The organism is Rhizobium sp. BK176, from assembly GCF_024808055.1.
On sequence record NZ_JANUBV010000008.1, the window covers coordinates 77,134 to 92,614 of the forward strand.

Genomic DNA, 15,481 nt, shown 5'->3' on the forward strand with positions numbered 1-15,481 from the left:
GTCAGCGGTGTCGATCCCTCGGCGAAGCGCGGCAGGGCGGGCTTGCAATCAAAGGATTGAGAAAGCTACCCGGCAAGCCGGTGATTGGGGGACCCGTCGGCACCATCGATCAAGGTGATGTTCCTGCCCTTCGATTTGGCGCGAAGGAGCGCCGCGTCTGCCCTTTGCAGCAGCGTGGCGGCTGGTTTGTCATCATCCGCCAAGGCAATCCCGATCGATACAGTTACGGTCCCCAGCGGCCGCCCCTGATAGGTTATGGGTGCGGCCTCGACCGCGTTGCGAAGTTTTTCCCCAATATCGAATGCCGATTCCCGCGTCCCTTCGGGGAGAAGGACCGTGAACTCCTCGCCGCCGAACCTGTAAACGCAACCCGACTTGCCGGCCGTCTCGGCCATCAGGGTCGCAACTTGCCGCATGACGTGGTCGCCGGCATCATGGCCAAACTCGTCATTGAAGTGCTTGAAGTGATCGATGTCGACCATCAGGCAGGCCGTCGGGCGGTCAACGGTGTCTCGGCGCAGCCGGTTCATCTCGTCGTCCAGCGAGCGTCGATTGAGAAGCCCTGTCAGGGGATCGCGCACGGCAAGCTGCGTCAGCCGCTCCCTGAGCTGAAGATTGGCGATCGCCAGCCCGATATTCTCGGCGATGATCTCAATGTAGAGCCTTGCGGTCTCCATCGCCTTGCCGCCATCGGTGCCCTCGAAATACAACAGACCGACTGTGTCGCCATGGGCGGAGAGCGGTATGCAGATGCAGGCGTGTTCCCCTTCCTCAAGATGTTGGCAGGGCACATCGTCCCGCGAATGGTCGCTCACATGCGGCCTGCCGCGTCTCAATCCCCAGCATTCCGCCGGCGCCAGGACGTCATGCGACCGGTTCGGTTGAAGCCAGCGGCTGGCGGAGGTAAGGGCCGACCGGCCACCGTTCATGAGGTACAGGTGTCCGGCGAGATGTGGAAAGATCTGCGGCGCGAAAAGTGAAACGACATCGGCGAGTTCCTCCTGTTGCTGGCAGGCCTGAAGCCGATGCATCATCTGAAGAATGTGATCCTTCGTTTTCTGATCGCGCCGTCGCTCGGCATCCAGGCGCTCTCGCTCCAGGCCGTTGTCGCGGAAGATCTGGATCGCTTCGTTCATTTCGCCGATCTCGTCGTGCCGCCTGTCAGGCAGCACCTCGACGTCATAGTCCTGCTTTGCCAGTCGATTGACGATCCCAGTCATTCTGAGCAGCGGCGTTGCCACCCGACGCTTCAACACAAAATAAAGGACGCCGATGAAGACGGCCGCCGTCAGCCCCAACATCGACTTCGCTATATTGTCCCAGAGGTCGGTTCTTGCTTTTGCAGCAGCGAGTTCGTCGTCGGCACGGGTCGCCACGAGATCGGTAAAATGCTGAACGCTGGCGAGCAGATCAGTCTGCAAGCGCTCATGCTCGGGTCCAAAAAGGGTTTGCCTTGCACCGTCGCGATCGCCGTTCCCATAATCAGCAACGGCGCGTTCCTCGATTTGGTCCAATGCCTCCGCGTCACTTTCCAACCGGCGCAATGCGGCAAGTTCCGGCGATGACAGATCGGTCAACTTCAAGCCCTTGATGGCTTCCTCGCGAGCGCGTTCCTCTCCATCGGCGCTGCGGAAGGCCTGAAGGTGACGGTCCTCGCCGCGCATCACGTAGAGGCGGGCATCCTCCGTTGTCTGTTCGGCTGCTATTGCGAGCTGATCAGCAAGCTCGTCGAGTTGCTGGCGCATCTCCACCGCCGACCGTTCGCGCACGGCGCTGTAGGCAGACAGAATGAAGGCTCCGCCCGAGAGAACGGTGAGTACAACCGTCACGGCATAGGCCCAATTTGTAATCGTGCTGATCCGCATTCTGTCTCGTACCTTCGCCCCCTGGGTGGTCCTTCTGCGATGCTAAGATAGATGAATAAATGAGCACTTAATTGTATTTGCCGACCGAATTCTGGTAGCGCCAATCGATCTGCAACGGCAGTCTACCATGTTACGCGCGGAGCCGCCCTTTGTATGCTCGCGCGACGTGCTGCGCTTTCACCCGCCGAGTCGCCACCACTATTGACCACTACGCGAGAAAAAGTATTCCTTTTGTCGACAAAAGGATTCTTCAATGGCTGACACAGATTCGAACTCCACCCCAGAGCGCAAGCGCGGCTCCGGCGTCAAGATGGTCTACGACCTCTTGCGCGACGAGATCCTTGATCTTGTATTGCCGCCCGGCAGCCCCATCGATGAAGTGCAGTTGGCCGAGCGATTCAAGATGTCGCGTACGCCGATCCGCGAGGCATTGGTTCGGCTGGCGGGCGAGGGGCTGATTGAGACGCTGCCAAACCGTTCGACTATGGTATCGAATATCGACTTCCTGAATCTCAACACCTTCTTCGACGCGTTGGTCCTGATGTACCGCGTGACGACACGGCTTGCGGCGCGAAACCACCGCCCGGAGGATTTGGCGATTATCCGCGGCTTCCATGCAGACTATGCGGCGGCCGTTGAGGGACGCAATGCACTGACCATGATCTCCACCAATGCGGCTTTCCACGCAGCAATCGCCGAGGCGGGCCGCAATCCCTATTTCACCAGCCTGTTCCGTCGTTTGCTGGATGAGGGGAGACGCATTCTGCGACTTTACTACCGGTCTTACGACGAGCAGTTTCCGCAACGCTTCGTCGATGAGCATGCGGAAATCATCGCTGCTATCGAGGCACGCGACATCGAGGCGGCCGACCGCTTGGGCAAGGCGCACGCGGAGCAGATCGTTGCCCAGGTGCAGAAGCTTTTCAGCCGTGATGTCGGGATCGACATAGCGCTTTAAAGACTGCGGCGGCCTTTGCGTTTTTCTTGTCGACAAATAAAATACAAGATGATATATCACCTGACAAAGAGGGAGGCTCTGCACGTTTGTGTCGGCCGACTGATCAAACGGCCGAAAGGAGACCGATATGAAGGCTAAGATTTTCTCGGGCGTGATCCCCGCCCTGATGACCCCCTGCAAGCAGGATCGTACCCCCGATTTCGACGCCCTTGTCCGCAAGGGACAGGAACTGATCGTCCAGGGCATGTCGGCAGTCGTTTACTGCGGTTCGATGGGTGACTGGCCGCTCCTGACCGATGCGCAGCGCATGGAAGGCGTCGAGCGCCTGGTAAAGGCTGGCATCCCGGTCATCGTTGGGACCGGTGCCGTCAACAGCGCCTCGGCCGTTGCACATGCAGCGCACGCCCAGAAGGTAGGCGCCCAGGGCCTGATGGTCATCCCGCGTGTCCTGTCGCGTGGCTCGGTGATCGGCGCCCAGAAGGCGCACTTCAAGGCAATCCTTTCGGCTGCCCCCGATCTTCCTGCTGTCATCTACAACAGCCCCTATTATGGTTTTGCCACCCGCGCTGATCTGTTCTTTGCGCTCCGGGCCGAGCATCCTAACCTAGTCGGTTTCAAGGAATTCGGCGGCGCTGCCGATATGCGTTATGCGGCCGAGAACATCACCAGCCGCGATGATGGTGTTTCGCTGATGATCGGCGTCGACACGGCCGTCTTCCACGGCTTCGTGAACTGCGGTGCGACCGGCGCCATCACCGGCATCGGCAATGTGCTGCCCAAGGAAGTGCTGCACCTCTGCAACCTCTCGCAGGCAGCGGCTGAAGGCGATGCGGATGCCCGCCAGCGGGCGCTGGAGCTCGAGCAGGCACTGGCAGTGCTCTCCTCGTTCGACGAAGGCCCGGACCTCGTCCTGTTCTTCAAGCACATGATGGTGTTGAAGGGTGACAAGGAATACACGCTGCACTTCAACGAAACCGACGTCCTGACGGACAGTCAGCGCGGTTACGTCGAATCTCAGTTCAAGCTCTTCAACAACTGGTACGCAGAGTGGAGCAAGCTCCCCGGCGCAGTGGCGAAGTACAAGGCTTGATTTTCTAAAGCTCTCAGATCGAAAGGCCCTCCAACGGAGGGCCTTTTTGCGTTTCCGGCGGTCTCAGGTGGTGGCTCAGGCCACCGCCTCCAGGCCGAGTGCGAGCAACCGCTCGAGCTGCTTGATTTCGGCCTCGGTCAGCGTGACGCCATTGGCTTCCGATTTTGCACGCGCCACATACCGGCGCTGTGAGGGCAGGCGGGCGCCTTGGCCGACGATTGCCTCAAACAGCATCTCTGCACGCGCAAACTGATTGCCCGGCCGGCCGGCGGCGAAGGCCTCCGGCGAGAATGCAATGATCAACTCGCCGTGGAAGGGCGCAAGTGTTGTCGTGCCGAGATAGTCGAGCACCTCTGGGCTTGTCAGGTCGCCGATCATGATGCCGGCGAGCAGCTCGATCATCGTGCCGATGGCCGAGCCCTTGTGTCCGCCGAATGGCAGCATGGCGCCAGCAAGCGCAGCTTCCGGATCGGTCGTCGGGTTGCCGTCGGCATCGATCGCCCAGCCGTCCGGCAACGATTTTCCCGCCCGCCGATGCAGCTCGATTTCCCCGCGCGCGGCAACCGAGGTGGCGAAATCGAAGACATAGGGTGGCTGGCCGGCGCGCGGCCAGGCGAATGCAAAGGGGTTGGTGCCGAGCAGGGGTTTGTTGCCTCCTGTCGGTGCAACTGTCGCATAGCTCGGGCACATGACGAGACCCGCAAGTCCTTGTTCGGTAAGCGCTTCTGCTTCTGGCCACAGGGCGGAGAAGTGGGTGCAGTCGTTGATAACGAGTGCTGCCAGTCCGCATGCTCGAGCGCGCTCCGCGAGTGCCGGAAGGCCGAGTTCGAAGGCCGGATTGGCGAAGCCGCCCTTGGCGTTGACCTTTACAATCGCCAAACCCTCCTGCAGCAGCAATTCCGGAACCGCATCCGGCTTCACCTTGCCCGCTTTGACGGTACGCAACGCACCTTCGATCCGATAGATACCGTGCGACTTGCAGGCATCCCGCTCACCGGCGACAATTACGCGAGCGAGCGCACCGGCTTGGATCTCGTTGAGGCCTGCCTTGCGGAAAATTGCATCGACCCTCTCCTGCAGGGCCGCGACGGTCAGGGTGGTGTTCTCGCTCATCTTGTGTCTCTCATGGCTGGCCCGGCCGCCGAAGGCGATCGAGTGTTGAAGTTATAAATACATAGAGTATACAAAGATCCGGCATGCGCAATTCGCCTGCAGATGGATTTTCGCAAGGCGCCCCCGGCTTTCAAGGAAGGAATAGCAAATGGTCTTCACTCCCAATGGAAAACACCTCGTCGCGGGCGAATGGCTCGACGGAGCGGGTACTTTTGCATCCGCACCGGCGCATGGTCCAGTGCATCAGTTCGCCGTTGGCACGGTCGACCTGGTGAGCCGCGCCTGCGAGGCGGCCGAAGATGCCTTCTGGAGCTACGGCTACTCCACACGCGCAGAGCGGGCCGCGTTCCTTCGTGCGATCGCTGACGAGATCGAGGCGCGGGCCGAGGCAATCACGGAGATTGGTAGCCAGGAAACGGGTCTGCCGGAAGCGCGCCTGCAGGGCGAACGCGGCCGCACGACCGGCCAGTTGCGGCTCTTTGCCGATCACATCGAAAAGGGCGAATATCTTGACCGCCGCCGTGACGCGGCGCTGCCTGACCGTCAACCCGCGCCGCGGCCGGAGATCCGCCTCATTCAGCGCCCGATCGGCCCGGTGGCCGTCTTCGGTGCGTCGAACTTCCCGCTGGCCTTCTCGACTGCTGGCGGTGATACGGCCGCCGCACTAGCCGCGGGTTGCCCTGTCGTGGTCAAGGGTCACTCGGCGCATCCCGGCACCGGCGAAATCGTCGCCCAGGCGATCGAAGCTGCCATCCGCAAGACCGGTATTCATCCCGGCGTCTTCTCGCTGATCCAGGGCGGCAATCGCCAGGTCGGCGAAGCCCTGGTGCAGCATCCGCGTATCAAGGCTGTTGGCTTCACCGGCTCGCTCGCCGGCGGTCGCGCGCTCTTCAACCTATGTGCCGCACGGCCTGAGCCGATCCCGTTCTTCGGTGAACTCGGTTCTGTCAATCCGATGTTCCTTTTGCCCGAAGCGCTGAAGGCACGCGGCGAAACGCTCGGCCAGGGCTGGGCGGGATCGCTGACCATGGGTGCCGGGCAGTTCTGCACCAATCCCGGCATCGCCGTGGTGGCGGAAGGCGCCGAAGCCGATCGCTTCGTGGCCGCAACGGTTGAAGCACTGGGCAAGGTGGCGCCGCAGACCATGCTCACGGACGGCATCGCGAAGGCCTATCAGGATGGACAGGCGCGCTTTGCAACCCGCAATACGGTCAACCCGCTGTTCACCGGCGAGTCCTCCGGCCGGACGGCTGCACCCAACCTTTTTGAGACGACCGGTGCGCAGTTCCTGGCCGACCACGCCCTCGGTGAAGAGGTCTTCGGGCCGCTTGGCCTTGTGGTTCGCGTTAAGACGATTGATGAGATGGAGCAACTGGCGCGCGGCTTCGAAGGTCAGTTGACGGCGACGATCCACATGGATGCCGGCGACATCGCCGACGCCCGCCGTCTGCGCCCAGTGCTCGAGCGTAAGGCGGGGCGCGTCCTTGTCAACGGTTTCCCGACGGGCGTCGAGGTCGTCGATTCCATGGTCCATGGCGGCCCCTATCCGGCTTCGACGAACTTCGGAGCAACCAGCGTCGGCACGATGTCGATCCGCCGCTTCCTGCGGCCGGTCTCGTACCAGAATATGTCGGAAGATCTTCTGCCTGAGGATTTCCTCGGCTGATTTTCATCGAGAGGTAGAAAAGCAAAGGGCGGCCACTACTTGGCCGCCCTTTTTGTCGACATGATCGCTATTCGTCTTATACTTTTTGCATACTTGATGTATTTTAAGATTGATTTGCGCGCGCTGAAGAGGAATAGTGCGCCTCGCTGTCCATCGACAAATCCAACTCTGGGAGAGAGAAAAATGAAAACCTCGGTCCTCGCTTTCGGCCTTCTGGCCGCCGCCACCCTCCTGACCAGCCCGGCCAAAGCCGACAAGCTGGACGACATCATCGGTTCGGGCACGCTGCGCTGCGCCGTTGTGCTGGACTTCCCACCGATGGGTTCGCGCGACGAGAACAACAATCCGATCGGCTTCGACGTGGACTACTGCAACGATCTGGCCAAGGCGCTCGGCGTAACTGCCGAAATCGTCGAGACCCCGTTCCCTGAGCGTATTCCGGCGCTGATGTCCGGCCGCGTCGATGTCGGCGTCGCCTCCACCTCCGACACGCTGGAGCGTGCCAAGACCGTCGGCATGACCGTTCCCTACTTTGCCTTCGAGATGGCGGTTACCGCCAACGAGAAGTCGGGCGTGAAGTCCTTCGAAGACATGAAGGGCAAGGTTGTCGGCGCAACCGCTGGCACCTACGAAGCGATCGCGCTCGAACAGCAGGTGAAGGCTTGGGGTGTCGGCGAGTTCCGTCCTTACCAGACGCAGGCCGACGTGTTCCTCGCACTGAGCCAGGGCCAGCTTGACGCCACCGTCTCGACCTCGACCGTTGCTCAGGCCAACGTCAAGACCGGCAAGTTCCCGGGCATCGCAGTGGTCGGCAAGGCGCCGTTCGATATCGACTACGTCGCGCTCTTCACCAACCGTGAGGAGTACGGCCTGGTCAACTACCTGAACCTGTTCATCAACCAGCAGGTTCGCACCGGCCGCTACGCCGAGCTCTACAAGAAGTGGGTCGGCGGCGACGTCCCGTCGCTCGCGGTCAACGGCGTTTACCGCTAATCTGGACCGTTTCTCCCGCGGCGCGAGGTCATCCCTCGCGCCGTAGCTTTACGACAAGGTGAGACGGTCATGTTTAACTACACCTTCCACTGGAACCAAGCGCTCAAGGCATTGCCACAAATGCTCGACGGCGCGCTGGTCACGCTGCAGATCGCGCTCCTGTCCATGATTATCGGACTGGCGTGCGCGCTTGCACTGACCTTGTTCCGACTCTCCGGCAACCGCATTCTCGCTGGCTTTGCCACTGCCTGGGTCGAGATCGCGCGAAACACACCTGCGCTCTTCCAGATCTACATGGCCCATTTTGGCCTTGGCAATTTTGGCATTCACCTCACGCCGTTTACCGCGCTCCTGGTTGGCATTGCCTTTAACAACGCCGGTTACTTGGCAGAGAATTTCCGTGGCGCACTGAAGGCGATCCCGGACACACAGACACGCGCCGGGCGCTCGCTTGGCATGACGTCCATGCAGGCGTTTCGACTGATTGTCCTTCCGCAAATGCTGCGCGTGGCGTTCCTGCCGGCGACCAACCAGATGGTCTGGGCAGTTCTGATGACCTCGCTCGGCGTGACCGTCGGCATGAACACCGATCTCGCCGGCGTGACGCAGGAGCTGAATGCGCGCTCTTTCCGCACCTTTGAATTCTTCGCCTTGGCCGCGGTGATCTACTACGTCATCGCCAAAGTTCTGACCCTTGCCGCCCGGGCACTTGCCTGGCGCATGTTCCGCTACTGAGAGAGGTGAGAGATGTTTGGTACTGCCCTCACCTGGGGTGATCTGGCCTTCCTGGCGCAAGGCGCGGGGATGACGCTCGCGGTCACCGTTGTTTCGGTCGCGGCCGGAACCGTCCTCGGGATCCTCTTCGGGATGATCCGCGTCGAACTCGGACCCTACTGGTCCGCACCGCTGACCTTCGCTCTCGACGTCTTCCGCTCGGTGCCTTTGTTGATCCAGCTTGTGCTCGGCAATGCCTTGCAGTCGATCATGCGGCTTGGCTGGCCTCCGTTCACGACCTCCTGCGTTGTGCTGTCGCTCTATACGGCTGCCTACTGCACGGAAATCGTCCGCGGTGGAATTTCTTCGGTGCCGCCGACCACACGGCGTGCTGCCCGGTCGCTCGGCATGACCTGGTCGCAGGATATGCGCTACATTGTCATGCCGCTTGCGACACGCGTTTCGCTGCCGTCCTGGATCGGCCTGACGCTTGGCGTCATGAAGGATTCCGCGCTGGTACTTTGGCTCGGCCTGATCGAGCTGCTGCGCGCCTCGCAGATCCTCGTGACCCGGCTGCAGGAACCGTTGTTCATCCTGATGATCTGCGGCGCCGTCTACTTTATTATCAGCTTCCCCATCGCCCGGATTGGCGGGTATCTCGAAAAACGGTGGTCCCCCAATGATTGAGATTGAAAACGTCCGCAAATCCTTCGGCTCATTGGAGGTCCTGAAGGGCATCAACCTCACTGTCCCCAAGGGCGAGGTACTGACCATCATCGGTGGTTCCGGCTCGGGAAAGTCGACATTGCTCACCTGTATCAATGGTCTCGAAGCCATCGATAGCGGCCGTATCGTTGTTGACGGCACGGATGTCCATGCCAAGGCGACCGACCTGAACAGGCTCCGCCGCAAGCTCGGTATCGTCTTCCAGCAGTGGAACGCGTTCCCGCATCTGACGGTGCTGGAAAACGTCATGCTCGCGCCCAGAAAGGTGCTCGGCCTTCCCAAGGCAGAAGCCGAAGCGATGGCTGTAAAGCAGCTTACCCACGTCGGCCTGGGGGAGAAGCTGAAGGTCTATCCGAACCGCATGTCCGGTGGCCAGCAGCAGCGCATGGCGATTGCGCGCGCGCTCGCCATGTCGCCGGAATACATGCTGTTCGACGAGGTCACCTCGGCGCTCGACCCGCAGCTCGTCGGCGAAGTCCTCGACACGCTGCGCATGCTCGCCTCCGAAGGGATGACGATGATCTGCGTCACGCACGAAATGAAGTTTGCGCGTGAGGTTTCCGATCGCGTCGCTTTCTTCCACAAGGGTGTGATGGCTGAGATTGCTCCGCCGGAAGAGCTGTTCGGTGCGCCGAAGGATCCGGAGCTGCAGGCATTCCTCGCTGCCACTCACTGAGGCGATGATGAACGATCAAACCCAACCTGATGTGATCGTGATCGGCGCTGGAGTCGTTGGGCTTTCCGCGGCGATCGCAGCGCAGGCACGGGGCCTTTCCGTGGTCGTACTCGATCGCGAAGGTCCCGCTGCCGGAGCATCGGCAGGCAATGCCGGAGCCTTCGCCTTTACCGACATCCTGCCGCTCGCCTCACCCGGCATCCTGAAGAAGGCGCCGAAGTGGCTGCTCGACCCGCTCGGGCCGCTTTCGGTGCCGCCGGCCTATGCCTTGCAGATCGCACCATGGATGTTTCGGTTCTGGCGGGCCTGTGCGCCCAGTTGTGTTGCCCATTCGACCGCAGCGCAAACCGCGCTGATGGATCTTTCGAAAGCCGAGCTCGAACCGTTCCTGCAGCAGACCGGCACCGCCGCCATGCTGCGCAAGGACGGTAATCTTCAGGTCTATGAAGGCGGGGCCGAGTTCAAGGCCTCGCTTCCCGGCTGGAAGGCGCGCGAAGCGCACGGTGTCGAGTTCCACCACCTCGATGCGGCTGGGATCGCGGAGATCCAGCCCGGCCTCGCGACGCGTTTCACCCATGGGACCTTCACGCCCGGCTGGTACTCGATCGCCGATCCCAAACTCTATACCCTGGCTTTGGCAGATCACTTCCGTGCCATGGGCGGCACGATCGAGCGCGTCGAAGTTACAGCCTTGCGTCCCGCCGAGGGTGGTGTCGATGTTCTGAGCGTCGGCGGCAGTTTGCGACGGGCCGCACAGATCGTGTTGTCGGCAGGCGCCTTTTCCCATCAAGTGGCGCGCACGATCGGCGAGAAGATTCCGCTCGAAACCGAGCGTGGCTACAATACCACGCTTCCTCCCGAGGCTTTCGACCTGCGCACGCAGATTACCTTCGGCGGTCACGGTTTTGTCGTTACCCGGCTATCGACGGGGATTCGCGTTGGTGGCTCCGTCGAACTCGGAGGGCTGAAGCTGCCGCCGAATTTCCAACGCTCGGAAGCGATGCTGGAGAAAGCTCGCAGCTTCCTGCCCGGGTTGAAGCCGCACGGCGGTGTGCAATGGATGGGGTTCCGTCCGTCTTTGCCCGACAGCCTGCCCGCCATCGGCCACGCCCGCGATACGCAGCGGGTGATCCATGCTTTCGGCCACGGCCATCTCGGCCTCACGCAGTCGGCAGGCACCGCACGCATCGTCGCGGATCTGTTGACTGGCAAGAAGCCCGCGATCGACATCGCGCCCTTCTCGCCCCAAAGATTCTGACGGGGATCAAGGCGAGCGAACCGTGACGTTTGCTCGTAACATCCCCGTTGGTGAATGCCATCTCTCTCCTTGAGGCTTCGCCGACATGAAACACTCTGTACCCGATCGCAGCATTCTCGCTGGCTCTGCCCACGGTCCGGTTATCGCCACCGATGAGGCTCTGAGCTTCTGGGGTGGAGTCGACCCAGCGACCGGCTGTGTGATCGACGTACACCACCCGCTTCACGGGGCGTGCCTGACAGGCAGCATCTTGATGATGCCGTCGAGCCGTGGGTCCTGCACGGGCTCCGGCGTTCTCCTCGATCTTGTGCTGACAGGGCGCGCACCGGCCGCTCTGGTTTTTTCCGAGGCCGAGGATGTGCTGACGCTCGGTGCGCTGATCGCGTCTGAAATGTTCGGAAAGCCGCTGCCTGTCCTGCGGCTTGGGCCCGACGCCTTCTCCGCACTCTCCCGTGCGAAAACCGCCGAGATCAGCGATAAGGCCGTCGTGGCAGACGGGTTGGAGATTCCGATTGCATCTCCGGCAACCGCTGCACTCGATCTTAGCGAAGCCGACCGCGCCATGCTGAACGGACAGCAGGGCGTCGCCGTGCAGCAGGCCATGCGCATCATCAGCGCCATGGCAGCGCAGCAGGGCGCGCACGGACTTGTCGATGTCACGCAAGGCCACATCGACGGCTGCATTTATGCGAGCCCGGCCAATCTCACCTTCGCGGAAAAGATGGCCGACATGGGGGCGCAGGTTTGCGTGCCGACCACGATGAACGCCATTTCCGTCGATCGCGCCAATTGGCAGACGCAGGGCGTGCCGCAAGCCTTCGGCGACCCGGCGGCCCGGCTTGCCGATGCCTATGTCCGCATGGGCTGTCGACCGACCTTCACCTGCTCTCCTTACCTGCTTGACAGCGCGCCGCAGCCGGGCGAATCCATCGCCTGGGCGGAATCCAATGCGGTGATCTTCGCCAACACAGTGCTCGGAGCCAGAACGGCAAAGCACCCGGATTTCCTGGATCTCTGCATCGCGCTGACCGGTCGAGCGCCACTTTCCGGGGTCTATCTCGACGAGCACCGGAAGGCACGGCGGATCATCGATGTGGAGTTGCCGGCAGAGGTCGACGACGCCTTCTGGCCACTGATCGGCTATCTCGCCGGTCGCGCGGCGCCGGACCGCATTCCGCTTCTGCGCGGCCTTGGTCCCGCACAGCCGACGCTGGATGATCTCAAGGCCCTGTGCGCCGCCTTCGGCACCACCTCTGCTGCACCCATGCTGCATATCGAAGGCGTCACGCCCGAAGCTGCCGGCGCTGCCCGCGATAATGCCGACCATGCATCGATCTCCCGTGCCGACATGGCTGCGGCCTGGACCGCCCTGAACGGTGGGCCGGAGGAGGTGGAACTCATCGCTATCGGCAGTCCGCATGCCTCCTTGACCGAATGCCGCGCCTTGGCTGAAGTTCTGGCTGGTCGTCGCCGACATGCCAGCGTCGCGGTGATCGTCACTGCCGGTCGCCAGGTGATCAGTGATGCCCGCAACGAGGGTCTGCTCGGCAGGTTGGAGGATGCGGGCGTGCAGGTTCTCCCGGATCTTTGCTGGTGTTCGATTTCCGAGCCGCTGTTTCCGACGCGGACCCGTGCCCTGCTGACGAATTCCGGCAAGTACGCCCACTACGGCCCAGGGCTCTCCGGCCGCGCCGTTCGCTTCGGCAGCCTTGCTGATTGTGTCGAAGCGGCTCTAACGGGTCGCGTCCCCCCGCGGCTCCCCAATTGGCTTTCCTGAGGAGGTATCATGCGCAGTACCAAGACCATCCATGTCGTGTCCGCCCATGCCGAGGGCGAGGTGGGCGATGTCATCGTTGGCGGCGTCACGCCGCCGCCCGGCGAAACCATATGGGAACAAAGCCGCTGGATCGCCCGTGACGGGACGTTGCGCAACTTCGTGCTGAACGAACCGCGCGGCGGTGTCTTCCGCCACGTCAATCTGCTGGTGCCTCCGAAGCATCCCGATGCCGATGCCGCCTTCATCATCATGGAGCCCGAGGACACGCCTCCGATGTCCGGCTCGAACTCAATCTGCGTCTCCACGGTGTTGCTGGACAGCGGCATTCTGCCGATGCAGGAGCCCGTTACCGAGATCACCCTGGAAGCCCCCGGTGGCCTCGTTCGCGTGCGCGCCGAATGCCGGAACGGCAAGGCCGAGCGCATCTTCGTGCAGAACCTGCCGAGCTTTGCGGAACGACTCGATGCGAAGCTGGAGGTCGAGGGCCTGGGCACACTGACCGTCGATACTGCCTATGGCGGCGACAGCTTCGTCATCGTCGACGCCGCGGCGATGGGCTTCAGCCTGTCGCCCGACGAGGCGCATGACATTGCGAGGCTCGGCGTGCGTATCACCAACGCGGCCAACGCTGGGCTCGGATTCCACCACCCGGAAAATCCGGATTGGAAGCACTTCTCCTTCTGCCTCTTCGCAGGTCCGGTGGAGCGGACCGCCGAAGGTCTACGTGCGGGTGCAGCCGTCGCCATTCAGCCCGGAAAGGTCGACCGTTCGCCGACCGGAACCGCGCTTTCGGCGCGCATGGCGGTGTTGCATGCGCGTGGTCAGATGACGCCTGAAGATCGCCTGACGGCTGTCTCGCTGATCGGGTCGACCTTCTCCGGCCGCATTCTAGGCACCACGAAAGTCGGCGATCGCGCGGCAATCCTGCCGGAAATTTCCGGCCGCGCCTGGATCACCGGCACCCATCAGCACATGCTCGATCCGTCCGACCCCTGGCCGGAAGGGTATCGATTGACTGACACGTGGGGCGCCCGTTAACGGCTAGGCATCTCGCAGGCATGAATCCGGCAAATTGTCTTGAGCGGGAGATCTCGCTCAAGGTGTCGACCGAGTCCCACTCTGCCGCTTTGATTGTCTAATAAACGTGATAGGCTCTCGGCACCAGTTGGGGGCAGATCATGCGACATTTCCTTTTCAGCCTAGTGCTCGCAACTATGACCGTATTGTTCGGTCAGGTTGGTACGTTCGCCCAAACGAAAATCGAGATCGGCAAGATCATGCCGAAGCCGAATACAGGCGATCTCGACGCGATGACCAAGATCCGGCTTATCCGTATTCTGGTGCCGTATAGCAAGACCATCTATTTCATCGACAAGGGCCGCCAGTACGGAACGGCCGTGGAGTTCGGGACGGCCCTCGAGGCGGAGCTGAACAAGGGTAAGAAGAAGGAAATCGAGCGCATCCGCATCGCCTTCATCCCAACCGGTCGCGATCGACTGATTTCAGCCCTCAAGGAGGGCTCGGGCGACATCGTCATGGCCAATCTGACGGTGACGCCGGCGCGCCTCCAGGAGGTCGATTTCAGCGCGCCGCTCTACAGCGATGCCAGCGAGGTTTTGGTTTCCGGACCTTCTGCGGAACCGATTGCAAGCATCGATGACCTCGCCGGCAAGGAAATCCGCGTCCGCCAGACCAGCAGCTACTACGAGCATCTTCTGGCGCTCAATGAGCAATTCAAGAAAGATGGAAAGCCAGAGATTCAGGTCAAGCCGATCGACGAGAACCTCGAAGATGAAGATCTGATGGAAATGGTCAACGCCGGCCTGCTCGCCTGGACCGTTGTCGATGGATATAAGGCCGACATCTGGGCGAAGGTGTTCACGGACATGAAGGTGCATGCTGACGTCGCCGTGTCGGCGCATGGACAGATCGCCTGGGCAATCCGCAAGGGTAGCCCGCAGTTGAAAGCCGTCCTCGACAAGTTCGCCGAACAGCACAAGGTCGGCACAACGTTCGGCAACATGCTGCGCAATCGCTATTTCAAGAGCGATACGATGTTGCGGCGAGCCTATTCGCCGGCTGATGTCGAGCGCTTTAAGGACCTGGTCGAGATATTCCGCAAACACGCAGGGACGTATTCGTTCGATTATCTGATGCTCATGGCCCAGGGCTATCAGGAGTCGCAGCTCGATCAAGCGCGCCACAGCCCGAGGGGCGCCGTCGGCGTGATGCAACTGTTGCCAGCCACGGCGGCTGGCAAGGAGATCGGTATCACCGGCATCGCAAAGAGCGAGGATCGTAACGTCGAGGCCGGCGCGAAATATCTACGCTATCTGGTCAAGGTCTATATCAATGATCCCGGCATCTCAGCCCGTGATCAGCAGCTGATGGCATTCGCCGCCTACAATGCTGGTCCGGGGAATCTCCGGAAATTTCGTGCCAAGGCGAAGGATATGGGGCTCAACCCTGACATCTGGTTCGGAAACGTCGAAAACGCCGCTGCGGCCATTGTCGGGCGCGAAACGGTCCAGTACGTCAGCAATATATTCAAGTACTATGTCGCCTACAGCCTGCTGACGGAACGGGTCGAAGCGCAACGCGCTTCCATGACGGTAACGACACCAGTGAAAAACTAGCAGACTGAG

13 protein-coding genes are annotated in these 15,481 nt (G+C 61.5%); 11 read left to right on the forward strand and 2 right to left on the reverse strand.

Annotated elements, in window-relative coordinates; all coding sequences use genetic code 11:
* Positions 1 to 65: 65 nt before the first annotated feature.
* Positions 66 to 1,865, reverse strand: a complete 1,800-nt coding sequence (locus FHT76_RS22725) for a diguanylate cyclase (RefSeq protein WP_259185895.1) — start codon at positions 1,863 to 1,865, stop codon at positions 66 to 68.
* Between the two features lie 253 nt (positions 1,866 to 2,118).
* Between FHT76_RS22725 and FHT76_RS22730 the strand changes: the two genes are divergently transcribed.
* Together FHT76_RS22730 and FHT76_RS22735 are read left to right on the forward strand one after the other, a co-directional pair.
* Positions 2,119 to 2,823, forward strand: coding sequence for a GntR family transcriptional regulator (locus FHT76_RS22730; RefSeq protein WP_183863146.1), 705 nt, complete (start codon positions 2,119 to 2,121; stop codon positions 2,821 to 2,823).
* Positions 2,824 to 2,950: 127 nt separating this feature from the next.
* Positions 2,951 to 3,913 carry a dihydrodipicolinate synthase family protein gene (locus tag FHT76_RS22735; protein ID WP_183863148.1) on the forward strand — a complete coding sequence of 321 codons (963 nt, stop codon included), beginning with the start codon at positions 2,951 to 2,953 and terminating at the stop codon, positions 3,911 to 3,913.
* Between the two features lie 75 nt (positions 3,914 to 3,988).
* Here the strand turns inward: FHT76_RS22735 and FHT76_RS22740 are convergent, their stop codons facing one another.
* Positions 3,989 to 5,026: an Ldh family oxidoreductase gene (locus tag FHT76_RS22740; protein WP_183863150.1), complete on the reverse strand. Its 1,038-nt coding sequence runs from the start codon at positions 5,024 to 5,026 to the stop codon at positions 3,989 to 3,991.
* Between the two features lie 148 nt (positions 5,027 to 5,174).
* Between FHT76_RS22740 and FHT76_RS22745 the strand changes: the two genes are divergently transcribed.
* From FHT76_RS22745 to FHT76_RS22785, 9 genes are all read left to right on the forward strand, one after another.
* Positions 5,175 to 6,692, forward strand: coding sequence for an aldehyde dehydrogenase (NADP(+)) (locus FHT76_RS22745; RefSeq protein ID WP_183863152.1), 1,518 nt, complete (start codon positions 5,175 to 5,177; stop codon positions 6,690 to 6,692).
* A 183-nt stretch (positions 6,693 to 6,875) separates the two neighbouring features.
* On the forward strand, positions 6,876 to 7,685 hold the full coding sequence (locus tag FHT76_RS22750; RefSeq protein ID WP_114710407.1) for a transporter substrate-binding domain-containing protein: 810 nt from the start codon (positions 6,876 to 6,878) through the stop codon (positions 7,683 to 7,685).
* Between the two features lie 69 nt (positions 7,686 to 7,754).
* Positions 7,755 to 8,420, forward strand: coding sequence for an amino acid ABC transporter permease (locus FHT76_RS22755; RefSeq protein ID WP_183863154.1), 666 nt, complete (start codon positions 7,755 to 7,757; stop codon positions 8,418 to 8,420).
* A gap of 12 nt (positions 8,421 to 8,432) precedes the next feature.
* A complete protein-coding gene (locus FHT76_RS22760) occupies positions 8,433 to 9,086 on the forward strand; it encodes an amino acid ABC transporter permease (protein ID WP_183863156.1) in 654 nt (217 codons plus the stop codon).
* Positions 9,079 to 9,801: an amino acid ABC transporter ATP-binding protein gene (locus FHT76_RS22765; RefSeq protein ID WP_183757742.1), complete on the forward strand. Its 723-nt coding sequence runs from the start codon at positions 9,079 to 9,081 to the stop codon at positions 9,799 to 9,801. The genes FHT76_RS22760 and FHT76_RS22765 overlap by 8 nt, the downstream gene beginning before the upstream one ends.
* Positions 9,802 to 9,808: 7 nt before the next feature.
* Entirely contained in the window at positions 9,809 to 11,059 is a 1,251-nt protein-coding gene (locus FHT76_RS22770) for an FAD-binding oxidoreductase (RefSeq protein WP_183863158.1), read from the forward strand.
* Between the two features lie 85 nt (positions 11,060 to 11,144).
* Positions 11,145 to 12,836, forward strand: a complete 1,692-nt coding sequence (locus tag FHT76_RS22775; RefSeq protein WP_183863177.1) for an aconitase X — start codon at positions 11,145 to 11,147, stop codon at positions 12,834 to 12,836.
* A gap of 9 nt (positions 12,837 to 12,845) precedes the next feature.
* A complete protein-coding gene (locus FHT76_RS22780; protein ID WP_183863179.1) occupies positions 12,846 to 13,874 on the forward strand; it encodes a trans-3-hydroxy-L-proline dehydratase in 1,029 nt (342 codons plus the stop codon).
* A 140-nt stretch (positions 13,875 to 14,014) separates the two neighbouring features.
* Positions 14,015 to 15,472, forward strand: coding sequence for a lytic transglycosylase F (locus tag FHT76_RS22785; protein WP_259126328.1), 1,458 nt, complete (start codon positions 14,015 to 14,017; stop codon positions 15,470 to 15,472).
* Positions 15,473 to 15,481: the final 9 nt, after the last annotated feature.

Excerpts from the sequence above, each read along its gene's own strand:
- FHT76_RS22735 (WP_183863148.1), top strand. The coding sequence starts at position 2,951 with ATGAAGGCTAAGATTTTCTCGGGCGTGATCCCCGCCCTGATGACCCCC.
- FHT76_RS22765 (WP_183757742.1), top strand. The coding sequence starts at position 9,079 with ATGATTGAGATTGAAAACGTCCGCAAATCCTTCGGCTCATTGGAGGTC.
- FHT76_RS22745 (WP_183863152.1), top strand. The coding sequence starts at position 5,175 with ATGGTCTTCACTCCCAATGGAAAACACCTCGTCGCGGGCGAATGGCTC.
- FHT76_RS22755 (WP_183863154.1), top strand. The coding sequence starts at position 7,755 with ATGTTTAACTACACCTTCCACTGGAACCAAGCGCTCAAGGCATTGCCA.
- FHT76_RS22785 (WP_259126328.1), top strand. The coding sequence starts at position 14,015 with ATGCGACATTTCCTTTTCAGCCTAGTGCTCGCAACTATGACCGTATTG.
- FHT76_RS22750 (WP_114710407.1), top strand. The coding sequence starts at position 6,876 with ATGAAAACCTCGGTCCTCGCTTTCGGCCTTCTGGCCGCCGCCACCCTC.
- FHT76_RS22760 (WP_183863156.1), top strand. The coding sequence starts at position 8,433 with ATGTTTGGTACTGCCCTCACCTGGGGTGATCTGGCCTTCCTGGCGCAA.
- FHT76_RS22780 (WP_183863179.1), top strand. The coding sequence starts at position 12,846 with ATGCGCAGTACCAAGACCATCCATGTCGTGTCCGCCCATGCCGAGGGC.
- FHT76_RS22730 (WP_183863146.1), top strand. The coding sequence starts at position 2,119 with ATGGCTGACACAGATTCGAACTCCACCCCAGAGCGCAAGCGCGGCTCC.
- FHT76_RS22740 (WP_183863150.1), bottom strand. The coding sequence starts at position 5,026 with ATGAGCGAGAACACCACCCTGACCGTCGCGGCCCTGCAGGAGAGGGTC.
- FHT76_RS22725 (WP_259185895.1), bottom strand. The coding sequence starts at position 1,865 with ATGCGGATCAGCACGATTACAAATTGGGCCTATGCCGTGACGGTTGTA.
- FHT76_RS22775 (WP_183863177.1), top strand. The coding sequence starts at position 11,145 with ATGAAACACTCTGTACCCGATCGCAGCATTCTCGCTGGCTCTGCCCAC.
- FHT76_RS22770 (WP_183863158.1), top strand. The coding sequence starts at position 9,809 with ATGAACGATCAAACCCAACCTGATGTGATCGTGATCGGCGCTGGAGTC.